We start from the raw sequence: 9,850 nt of genomic DNA, 5'->3' as shown, positions 1-9,850 counted from the left end.
CACTCCAGGCAAGGAAGCCTCATGACTTCGATGCACCCTTCGGCAAGCGCACCGGCCAGACTGCCTTCGGCCGGCACCGAACTTCAGCGCGAAGACCTAGCAATGGCCGAGATCGCCAATGCGGTTTATGACTCTTCGGCCACCAATGTCAAAAATGGATGGCGCAAGGTGGAGGGACGCGACCTGCATGCCTATGGCACGAACGAAAGCGAAATGCGTCCAGGCAGCGGTCTGCGTGCCGGTGTGTACACCAACGATTCTGGCCAGACGGTGGTGGCCTTCGCAGGCACCAACCCCCGCTCTGGCAAGGATCTTGCCACCGACGTGAAGCAGGAACTGGGCTTCGCCACGGATCAGTACCGCCAGGCCAAGACGCTTGTAGGAAAGGTAGCGGCGAAAATGGGTCCGAACAATGTGGTCGTGGTCGGCCACTCGCTCGGCGGAGGGCTCGCTTCCACCTCGGCGCTGGAGAACGGCGTCAATGCCGTCGTCTTCAATGCCGCGGGCGTTCACAACAACTCACTTAGCGACCCAGACCGCCTGCGTACCCGTGCCGAACAGGGTGCCGTGCGGCACTATCACGTCGACCACGAAATTCTGCAAAAAGCGAATGCCTCGTCGCCTTTTTCCCACGGCGTTCCCGGTGCGGTGATCAAACTCGAATCCACACATGGACTTCCCAATCCCGAAGCGACCATGGCGCCCCTGCAGATGCATTCAATGGATCGCGTGATCAGCGCCATGCGCACAGACACCCGATTCCTGGGGCGGCACCAGCTGGAATCGGCGCGCTTTGCCGTTTCCGGACTTCCAGCGTATGAAGGGCAGAACCCTCACCATACGGCGGCACGGGAAGAAATCCGCAACCGCGATGCGGGGCGCTCGCAAAGCTACCAGGGATTTGCGCAGCAGGCCGAACGCACACGCCTGCACGTTCGCGATACGCGCCACGCCGCTGCCGATATTTCCCACGGACGCCCCGTAGATTTCGGCATCGTCGACCGGGGCCACCGTGACCACCTGAGCAGCCAGCAGGAAGGCTCGTCTACCGGCTCACGTTTGGGCGCTGCAGGAGATTCGGAGCCGGCAGCCGTGATGCGCCAGACTGAGCGGCGTGGGTCGACGTCCATGTCGACCTCCGTGGAGAAGGCCAGCGGCTTCCTGAGCCGCTTCAAGCCGAACAAGGACAAGGGTAAGGACCGCGAGCGATGACGCGGCTTTGACCACATCGCTGCGACCGCCCAGGTCCGGCCTGGTCTGGCTTGACCTGCCAGGTCATTGCGACCCCCGCCGGTCGCTGCGAACCTCGTATCCATGCCCACTTCCCGCGCCCCCACGAATGGCCTGACCGTCATCGCCACCATGGACACGCCCAGCGTGTCGGTGCGCGATATGGTGTGCCATGGCGGTTGCGTGCATGCGAGCCCCGAGGAATGCACCGATGCCACGCACGTGGTGTTTCCTTATCGGGGTATCTACCTGCGCCATGTGGCCCGCGACCAGGCCGTGGCCGACGCCAACCACGTCCTGTTCTTCAACGCCGGCGAGGGTTACCGCGTAGCCCATCCAATACGTGGCAGTGATGCAAGCCTGTCGTTGCGGCTGGATGCGGCGGTACTGGAGGAACTCGCGCCACAGGCACTGCTCAACAAGCGCTCCGTGCAGGGATTTCGTGTGCAGCACCGTCGCATTGATAGCATGACGCAAGCCCGGGTGGCAGGAATCCGCCATCACCTGGGAAAGGACTCGACCGATCGCCTGCACATCGAGAGCCTCGCGCTTGAACTGGTGTCGCGCAGTCTGGGGCCGCGAACCTCCCAACCCTCGGACGCCACACATGGCCAGCGGCGGCTGGCCGATCGGGTAAAGGTGCTCCTGGCCAGCGATCTGTCGCGCCGCTGGACCCTGGCGGAGATCGGCGCCGGGATGGGGGCATCTCCCGTGTATCTGACCCAGGTCTTTCGTCGTGTCGAGGGCATGCCCCTCTATCGTTATCACCTGCAACTGAGGCTGGCGCGGGCGCTGGACCTCCTGGCGACGCGGCGCGACGTCTCGTCGCTCGCCGCGGACCTTGGTTTTTCCAGCCACAGCCACTTCACGGCGGCGTTTCGCCAGGTGTACGGGACCTCACCCACGACGTTCCGATGCACGCCAGGAACGCCTACCCGCTTAGCAAATAAGGATGGTCTTTATGCCGCATAGGCACACCGGGATGGATCGTCGAACCTTCATGCGTCTGGCCGCGGGTTCACTCGGCGCGGCGGCGCTTTCGGCCTGCATGCCCCAACGCATGGCCCCCGACAGGCGAGCGCGAACACTATCGTCGAATGCGTCGATGGATGCGAAGTCCTTTCATGCCTCACGGCAATATCAACAGACCCGCTTCGGCAACATCGCCTACGTCGAACAAGGCTCAGGCGAAGCAGCACTGTTCCTTCACGGCTTTCCCTTGAATGGATTCCAGTGGCGTGGCGCGTTGCCGAGACTTGCCGGTGCGCGGCGCTGCATCGCCCCGGATTTTCTCGGCCTGGGCTATACGCAGGTCGCCGACGGCCAAAGCGTGGCTCCCGCCGAGCAGGCGGACATGCTGGCGGCTTTCATGGATGGCCTGGGTATCACCCGTGCCGACATCGTGGCCAACGACAGTGGCGGTGCCGTGGCGCAGCTTCTGGCCACGCGACATCCGCAGCGTGTTCGCAGCATGCTTCTGACCAACTGCGATACTGAACACGAATGCCCGCCCGCCGCGATGTCACCGGTCATTGCCATGTCCCGCAAGGGTGCCTATGTCGACACGTGGCTGCGCCCCTGGCTACAGGACAAGGCGCTGGCACGCTCAGACAAGGGGCTTGGAGGCATGACCTTCAGTTATCCCGATCACCCTTCCGATGAAGCCATCGACATCTACCTGTCGCCCCTGGTGGCCAACGCCAGGCGCACGGAGGCGTACGCGCTCGCGCTGGAGGAGAACTCGCTGGCGGGGATCGGGGCGAAGCTGGCGGTAAGCCAGGTGCCCGTACGCATCATCTGGGGTATGGCCGACCCGATCTTCTCGCCCGCCGGGGCGGAATACCTCGACCGCGTCTTCCCGCGGTCCCACGGCGTGCATCGCATTGCCAACGGCAAGCTTTTCTTCCCCGAGGAATTCCCGGACGTCATCGCCGCCGAGGCACGACAACTCTGGGCTGCGTCATGAAACGCCGAAACTCAAGCTGGAAAAATCAGTCTCGTAGTCGGCCTCGGCATCGATCGGCAGGGCGCGCGTCCAGATGACGTTGAGCAGCCATTGGCCCGAGGTGGGGAAGGAGAACGTCGCGCCGCCGGCACCGTCGGTCACATGAACCTCCACGGGACTCTCATCGTGATCGAGGTTGGTGAGCTTCACCGTTGCCCCGGGCAGTGGACGTCCCTGGTAGAGCACCCGAAGCGGTAACGCCCCCGGATGTGGCATGGCATAGGGGTTGACCCCCGGCACGATTTCCAAAGCGAGCCCCACCGGCTTGGTCACCACCGTGGGCACGGCAGGGTCGAACGTTCCCGCCTGCACTATGACCTTGGCATGACGGCTGTAGATCTCGGTTTCATCCACGTCCATGCGGTGTTCCCGCATGCGCCGTTCCAGGGCGGGTGAAAGCCCCTCGACCTTCAAGTAGTCGTTTAAGCGTACCGAGGGCAAATGGCTTTGCGCCCGGTTGTCGGTCTCGAGCACCAGCAGGTGCGACCCCGGGGCCTGCAGGGTAAATTCCCCATCCGCTGAAAGGGCGCCAGGATGCAGGCTGCCACGCAGGTCGACGGCGCCGTCCGAAGGCCCGAAGGCCTGGAAGCGAACGATCCGTGACACGGGAATGGGCGAGCGCTGGCGATAAGGCCCATGACCCACTTGCAGGGTGAAGGGCACACGCTCGCTGGCCACCACGTGGAATGCCTGCGGCTGGACCCAGAAATCATGCGCATGCACGCGGCAAGCGATGGCAAGGAGCAACAGCGCGCACGCGTGTCGCGCTTTTGGCGATGGGCGAGTGTTCATGGCCAGGCCTATTCGAGGTGATCGGGTTGATAACCCGGGGTAACCGGGAGGAAGGACAGGCTGGCCACCAGCACGGCGATGGCGATCAGCCAGCTCGCAAATACCTTCAAGGCCAGTGCAAGCCCGGAGAACCGCCGACGCCCACGCAGGCTGCGAACGACGCAGAGCACGATCGCTATGGTTGCGATGTCCGCGCCAAGCAAAGGCCATGGACTGCCTGGGCCGGTCATGCCCCTGCTGCCCGAGCGACAAAATAAGCACCCAGAACGGCGATGCACGTACCCGTGGCACGGATCATCCGCAGCCCTTGCGGCCATCGCGCCGTCAGGCCAAGGCCGATGCCCAGCACATGCAGGAAGCCGGTCGCCAGCACGAACCCGGCGCTGTAGCCCAGTGGATCGGCTGCCGAAGGCAATTCCTTGCCATGGGCATAGCCGTGGAACAGGCCGAATACCGCCACGGTGGCCATCGCCGCCCATGCGGGCAGGCGCCACGCACCGGCAACGCACGAACCCAGTGCCAGCACGGACACCGCAATCCCCCACTCCACCGGCGGCACAGGTACGCCTGCCATGCCCAGGATGGCTCCGAACACCATCAGTCCGGGAAAGACGACAGGAAGCAGATACAACAACGGCTCGCCGAGGATCGCGCCCCAAAGCCCGACCGACACCATGGCGAGCATATGGTCGGCGCCGCTGAGCGGGTGGAGAAAACCGGCGACGAAGCCGCCGGCCAATCCCGTGCCCGCATGGGCCATCGCGGGCTCCGCAGGACCCAGCAGCAATGTCGCCGCCATCCCCAGGAAGAGGATGGCGCGACGCCGTGGACTATTCACGGTAATCATTGGCTTTGCTGGTCGACGCAGGTGCCGCGGGTACTGTGTCCGCCGCTGCAAGGAAGGGAAAGGTAGCCGTCGAATGCACGCGATCGTCGTGGTGCACGCCATCGTCGATGCCGTCAACGTTGCCCGACGCGAGAAGCGATCGGTAGATGTTGGATGCATCGTAATTGGGCGTGCGGCCGCCACAGTCGCCGGCGAGGTCCGTGCGCGCGGACAGATGGGTGAGTTCCACGGCGAACAGCGACGTGCACGTCGCCGAGGCGCTGTTCACCCATAACCGGTCGTCGGCCAGCAAGGTGGCAAGCCGGAGGTAACGCATACCCGGCGCCGCACCCATGTCCGCCAGCCATTGGTTGCCACGCACACCGTCATAGCCGTCGTACAAGCCCAGGCTGCGCTGAATGTCGGCGATGAATTGCCTGGACGTGGCAGGTTCCGCGCGGTTGTAGCGCTCCTTCAGACGTGTGCCGCGGGCCTCATCCAGCGGCGAAAGCAGGGCGTTCCCGGTTAACGGCCGCCCTGCCCGATCAATGCGCCCATGCGCCGATGCCGTCTCACCCCAGACGGCCAGCAACGGCCCTCCACCGGCGACCACGTGCAGGTCCACGGTGACCACGATGCTTGCCGGTGTCCAGCCCGCCAGGAAATTCTTTCCCGGGCCTCCGTCGGTCTGTCGCCATTGCCACTTGATGGCTTGCACCGTCTTCACGTCGAAGGAAGGAAATCCATCGGCATCGACGTTCACCCCGCGCTTCAGTGCGTTCGCTGCCACGTCGAAAGCGGCGCGTGATCCCCGTACATTGTTGAAGAAGGGATCGTCCCGGCGCCCGGCAAATACCTTCAGTCGTCCGTCGCTGGAGGAGAATCCATCCGGCGCATCCATCCATCCCTCGGCTCGCTCGTTTCCAGCTTCACAGGTGACAGCATGCGAGGCGTTGAAGCGACAGGTAATGTCGGTCTCTACGCTCGTTCGACCGAACTCCTTGCCGCTTCCGACATGAAAGGTATAGGCCAGGCTGTCCGAGAACGTGTGCCCGACGATAGTCATCGCCAGGTTCAGGCGCCGGCCGTCGACCGACGTCCAGGCATAGATGTCCCCGATATCGGCCCGGGCATCGGCCTCCACCGTCGGCGTATCCAGATGGTCCGAAGCCCGGCTTTCCAGTGTCGAGACGGCTCCAAGCAAGCCGATTCCGATGGCGAGGGCGGGCACGAAGGCGTGAGGGCGGGGAGTGTTTCGCATGAACTGCACCAGGAAGATGGGGTGGTGTGCAGTACACGGCCCATGCGCGAAGTGCGCTGTCAGAATCTTTAGCGATCAACGCCGACACAGGCTCGACCACGGAACCGATACCGGTGCAGGAGGTAAGTACTGACCATCGGGGGATGAAGATCTCCGAATGGCCCGAAGGTGACCGCCCGCGCGAGCGGCTAAGGACGCATGGCCCGCGCTCGCTATCCGACGCCGAACTGCTCGCGGTATTGATTGGCAGCGGTACCCGCGGACGCGACGCGGTGTCCATGGGACGCGAGATGATCGCCTCGGCGGGCAGCCTGGCCCGCCTGATGCAGACCATGCCGCATAGCCAGGCAACTCCGGGCATCGGCCCCGCCAAGGCGGCCCGCATTGCCGCAGCCCTGGAGATCGCCCGACGGGTGATCAACGGCGGCGTGGCCGACCGCACATTCCTGAGGGACCCGGCCGCCAGCGCCACCTACCTGAGGTCCCGCCTGGTCCACCTGCCCTACGAGGTATTCGCCTGCCTGTTCCTGGACAATCGCCACCGGGTGCTGGCCTTCGAGGAACTGTTCCGGGGTACGGTGGATGCCGCCGCGGTCTACCCCCGTGAGGTGGTCCGGGCGTGCCTGGCGCATAACGCCTCGGCAGTGATTTTTGCCCACAACCACCCCTCGGGCGTGGCCGAACCCAGCCAGGCGGACATCGCCATCACTCACGCCTTGAGCCGGGCGCTGGAGCTGGTCGGGGTAAGGGTTTTGGATCATCTGGTGATCGGCGAGGGCGAGCCGGTCTCGATGGCCCTGCGGGGCCTGCTTTAGCCCCCGCCCCCAAAAAAAACGGCGCGGTTGCCGCACCGCGCCGTTGGACCGTCATCGTGAGGGGAGAATCCGATGAATCGGCGTGTCCTTGGCAGGGGAGGTGCGTCGGACAAGGAGAATTCTGAGGGCCGCCGATGACATCGCCATGACGGCAGCACTTCTACCCCGTTGCGCAGGCCCTTCGGGAAGTTATGCACAAAGTCGATTTGGCGAGGTTGGCGGACTTATTTCGAGCCAGTCCACACCATAATCCTTCAACTCATTGATTTTGCACGACCGATTGTGTGACCGTCGCATTTCCTTGCGGCGCTGCGGCATGACACGGCGACCGGCGCATTTCTTGCCCACAGAGTTATCCACAGGCTGGGGCCGTTTCGAAAAAGGCTTTCGCCCCCGGGCTTTGGCGGCCCGGTCTGCTAGGATTGCCGGTTCCCCCAGCTACCAGCGCCCGCCGTGAAAGACCAGCTTCGGAACCTCGTGCTCAAGGCCATCGACAGCCTGAAATCGGCCGGCACCCTGCCCGCCGATGCCGCCGTGCCTGCCTTCGTGGTCGAGCGCACCCGAAGCCGCGAACATGGCGATTTTGCAACCAATGTGGCCATGTTGCTTACAAAAGTAGCAGCCCGGAAGCCGCGCGAGGTGGCCGAGGCGCTGGTTGCCGCCCTGCCCGTCGGTGGCGTGGTGGACCGCGTGGAGATCGCAGGTCCAGGCTTTATCAACTTCTTCCTGGGCCGGGACGCCTACAAGAGCCTGCTTTCGGACGTTTTTGCCCGGGGCAACGACTTCGGCCGCAGTACCTCGGGCGAAGGCCGGATGGTGGGCGTGGAGTACGTCTCGGCCAACCCCACCGGCCCTCTTCATGTGGGCCACGGCCGCAACGCGGTGCTGGGCGACTGCCTGGCACGCCTGTTGGGCGCCACCGGCCACGATGTGCGCCGCGAGTTCTATTACAACGACGCCGGCGTGCAGATCCATAACCTGGCGCTTTCCGTCCAGGCCCGGGCCCGTGGCATCGAGCCGGGCGCCGACGGCTGGCCGGAAGCGGGTTACCGCGGCGACTACATCGCCGACGTGGCCCGGGCGTATCTGGCCGGTGAGTCGGTCCAGGCCGACGGCCGTACCGTCACCGGCGCCAGGGATGCGGACAACCTCGAGGCCATCCGCGAGTTCGCGGTGGCCGCGTTGCGCCACGAGCAGGATCTGGATCTTGCCGCCTTCGGCGTCGAAATGGACGTGTACTTCCTGGAATCGTCGCTCTACAGCGGCGGCAAGGTGGAAGAAACCGTCCGCGAGCTGGTGAAGCACGGCCATACCTATGAAGACGGCGGCGCCCTTTGGCTGCGCAGCACCGACTACGGTGACGACAAGGACCGCGTGATGCGCAAGTCCGACGGCACCTATACCTACTTCGTGCCCGACGTTGCCTACCATATGAGCAAGTGGCAGCGCGGCTACCAGGACGCGGTAACGGTGCTGGGTTCGGATCATCACGGCACCCTGACGCGTGTGAAGGCCGGCCTGCAGGCGCTGGACCAGGGCATCCCAAAGGATTACCCGCATTACGTGCTGTACCAGATGGTGACGGTGATGCGTGGCGGCGAGGAGGTGAAACTCTCCAAGCGCGCCGGTTCCTACCTTACCCTTCGCGACCTTATCGACGAGGCCGGGCGCGATGCCACGCGTTATTTCCTGATCGCGCGGAAATCAGATTCCCAGCTGATCTTCGACATCGACCTTGCGCGTTCACAAAGCAACGACAATCCGGTTTATTACATCCAGTACGCCCACGCCCGCGTGAGCCGGGTGCTGGAAGAACTCACCGAGCGTGGCTACACCTACGACCGGGAAGCAGGCATGGCGGCGTTCGGCCAGCTCGACAGCGACCACGAAACTGCCCTGATGGTGGAACTGGCCCGCTACCCCGAGGTGGTGGAAACCGCAGCTACCAATCTTGAACCGCACCTAGTTGCGCAATATTTGCGCGAACTCGCTGGCGCGCTGCACAGCTATTATCACGAGCACAAGTGGATCGTTGACGACACGGGCCTTCGCAATGCCCGCGTTACGCTGGCGCTGGCCACGCGGCAGGTCCTTCGCAACGGGCTTGGCCTGCTGGGTATCAGCGCACCGGAGAAAATGTAATGGCAACACGCAACACCAAAGGCCGCGGCAAGCAGGCTGTACGCAACAAAAGCAGCGGCATGCCCGGCTGGGGCTGGGCCATCATCGGCATCCTGGCCGGTGCCGTGCTGATGGCGGTGGTGCTGAAGGGTTCCTTCCTGCCATTGCAGCGTCCCAACGGCCCCGCGCCCAACCCGCAGGCCACCGCGCAGAAGGCGTCGGATCCTGGACTGGCGGAGTCCGCACCGGATGCGGACAAGCCGAAGAAGCCCACCTACGATTTCTATTCCGTGCTGTCGGAAAAAGAAGTGCGTATTCCCGATGCGGAGATCAGCGCGCAGGCCCAGGCCGAAGCCAAGGCCCGCCAGCAGGCCGCCGCGCAGCAGCAGGCCCAGCAGAAAACCGCCGCAGCCCAGCAGGCCGGCAGCACTCCGCCACCGACGCCTGCCAACTTGCCGGCGGTGAAGACGGAAACCGTCGCTGCCACGCCGGCCGCCACGCCGACGCCGTCGCCGTCCGCCAGCGGTGGTTACCTGCTGCAGGTGGGCGCATTCCCCAGCGCCGGGGATGCTGAATCGCTCAAGGCCAAACTCGCGTTGCAGGGTTTCGTCGCCAACGTGCAAACGGTGAAGGTGGGTGGCCAGAACTACAACCGCGTGCGCCTGGGGCCGTTCAAGTCGGCCACGGAACTGGAATCGACCAAGCAGCGTTTGCAGCAGGCGGGCATCAATGCCATCGCCTTGAAGGTAGGCAGCTAACGCGGCCTGCCATGGCGCGCCTTCGCTGCGAAGGCTGCGCCT

The 9,850-nt window shown here is 64.4% G+C and carries 10 protein-coding genes; 6 read left to right on the top strand and 4 right to left on the bottom strand.

The features are described from left to right. Nucleotides 1-21: 21 nt before the first annotated feature. The 3 genes from VGM61_RS16495 (at nt 22) to VGM61_RS16485 (ending at nt 3,196) form a co-directional block, all read left to right on the top strand. Entirely contained in the window at nt 22-1,212 is a 1,191-nt protein-coding gene (locus VGM61_RS16495) for a hypothetical protein (RefSeq protein WP_331523974.1), read from the top strand. Nucleotides 1,213-1,314: 102 nt separating this feature from the next. Further along, nucleotides 1,315-2,202, top strand: coding sequence for an AraC family transcriptional regulator (locus tag VGM61_RS16490; RefSeq protein ID WP_331523973.1), 888 nt, complete (start codon nt 1,315-1,317; stop codon nt 2,200-2,202). Nucleotides 2,203-2,212: 10 nt separating this feature from the next. Continuing rightward, the gene (locus tag VGM61_RS16485; protein ID WP_331523972.1) at nt 2,213-3,196 is read left to right on the top strand and encodes an alpha/beta hydrolase; all 984 of its coding nucleotides are present in this window, start codon (nt 2,213-2,215) and stop codon (nt 3,194-3,196) included. Here VGM61_RS16485 and VGM61_RS16480 read toward each other — a convergent pair. Genes VGM61_RS16480 through VGM61_RS16465 form a run of 4 tightly spaced genes read right to left on the bottom strand, consistent with a single transcriptional unit; the run spans nt 3,191 to nt 6,114 of the window. Further along, nucleotides 3,191-4,027: a DUF4198 domain-containing protein gene (locus tag VGM61_RS16480; RefSeq protein WP_331523971.1), complete on the bottom strand. Its 837-nt coding sequence runs from the start codon at nt 4,025-4,027 to the stop codon at nt 3,191-3,193. The genes VGM61_RS16485 and VGM61_RS16480 overlap by 6 nt on opposite strands. Before the next feature lie 8 nt (nt 4,028-4,035). Next, nucleotides 4,036-4,257: a hypothetical protein gene (locus VGM61_RS16475; RefSeq protein ID WP_331523970.1), complete on the bottom strand. Its 222-nt coding sequence runs from the start codon at nt 4,255-4,257 to the stop codon at nt 4,036-4,038. After that, nucleotides 4,254-4,874 (bottom strand): HupE/UreJ family protein, encoded by a 621-nt coding sequence (locus tag VGM61_RS16470; RefSeq protein WP_331523969.1) that lies wholly within the window; start codon nt 4,872-4,874, stop codon nt 4,254-4,256. Before VGM61_RS16470 ends, VGM61_RS16475 begins: the two co-directional genes overlap by 4 nt. Next, a complete protein-coding gene (locus tag VGM61_RS16465; protein ID WP_331523968.1) occupies nt 4,858-6,114 on the bottom strand; it encodes a hypothetical protein in 1,257 nt (418 codons plus the stop codon). Before VGM61_RS16465 ends, VGM61_RS16470 begins: the two co-directional genes overlap by 17 nt. 143 nt (nt 6,115-6,257) lie before the next feature. Here VGM61_RS16465 and radC point away from each other — a divergent pair, with 143 nt between their 5' ends. The 3 genes from radC (at nt 6,258) to VGM61_RS16450 (ending at nt 9,808) form a co-directional block, all read left to right on the top strand. Continuing rightward, nucleotides 6,258-6,929, top strand: coding sequence for a RadC family protein (gene radC, locus VGM61_RS16460; protein ID WP_331523967.1), 672 nt, complete (start codon nt 6,258-6,260; stop codon nt 6,927-6,929). Between the two features lie 453 nt (nt 6,930-7,382). Beyond that, nucleotides 7,383-9,071 carry an arginine--tRNA ligase gene (gene argS / locus VGM61_RS16455; RefSeq protein WP_331523966.1) on the top strand — a complete coding sequence of 563 codons (1,689 nt, stop codon included), beginning with the start codon at nt 7,383-7,385 and terminating at the stop codon, nt 9,069-9,071. Beyond that, nucleotides 9,071-9,808, top strand: coding sequence for an SPOR domain-containing protein (locus VGM61_RS16450; protein WP_331523965.1), 738 nt, complete (start codon nt 9,071-9,073; stop codon nt 9,806-9,808). The genes argS and VGM61_RS16450 overlap by 1 nt, the downstream gene beginning before the upstream one ends. Nucleotides 9,809-9,850: the final 42 nt, after the last annotated feature.

It is taken from the genome of Pinirhizobacter sp. (assembly GCF_036499745.1).
Lineage (GTDB): Bacteria > Pseudomonadota > Gammaproteobacteria > Xanthomonadales > Rhodanobacteraceae > Pinirhizobacter.
Note: the sequence above shows the minus strand (reverse complement) of the source record. Positions and strands in the feature narration are given on the sequence as shown.

What these genes read in the sequence shown, in the direction of transcription:
- VGM61_RS16475 (WP_331523970.1), bottom strand. Translation starts at nt 4,257, where the DNA reads ATGACCGGCCCAGGCAGTCCATGGCCTTTGCTTGGCGCGGACATCGCA.
- VGM61_RS16495 (WP_331523974.1), top strand. Translation starts at nt 22, where the DNA reads ATGACTTCGATGCACCCTTCGGCAAGCGCACCGGCCAGACTGCCTTCG.
- VGM61_RS16450 (WP_331523965.1), top strand. Translation starts at nt 9,071, where the DNA reads ATGGCAACACGCAACACCAAAGGCCGCGGCAAGCAGGCTGTACGCAAC.
- VGM61_RS16480 (WP_331523971.1), bottom strand. Translation starts at nt 4,027, where the DNA reads ATGAACACTCGCCCATCGCCAAAAGCGCGACACGCGTGCGCGCTGTTG.
- VGM61_RS16470 (WP_331523969.1), bottom strand. Translation starts at nt 4,874, where the DNA reads ATGATTACCGTGAATAGTCCACGGCGTCGCGCCATCCTCTTCCTGGGG.
- VGM61_RS16490 (WP_331523973.1), top strand. Translation starts at nt 1,315, where the DNA reads ATGCCCACTTCCCGCGCCCCCACGAATGGCCTGACCGTCATCGCCACC.
- VGM61_RS16465 (WP_331523968.1), bottom strand. Translation starts at nt 6,114, where the DNA reads ATGCGAAACACTCCCCGCCCTCACGCCTTCGTGCCCGCCCTCGCCATC.
- VGM61_RS16485 (WP_331523972.1), top strand. Translation starts at nt 2,213, where the DNA reads ATGGATCGTCGAACCTTCATGCGTCTGGCCGCGGGTTCACTCGGCGCG.
- radC (WP_331523967.1), top strand. Translation starts at nt 6,258, where the DNA reads ATGAAGATCTCCGAATGGCCCGAAGGTGACCGCCCGCGCGAGCGGCTA.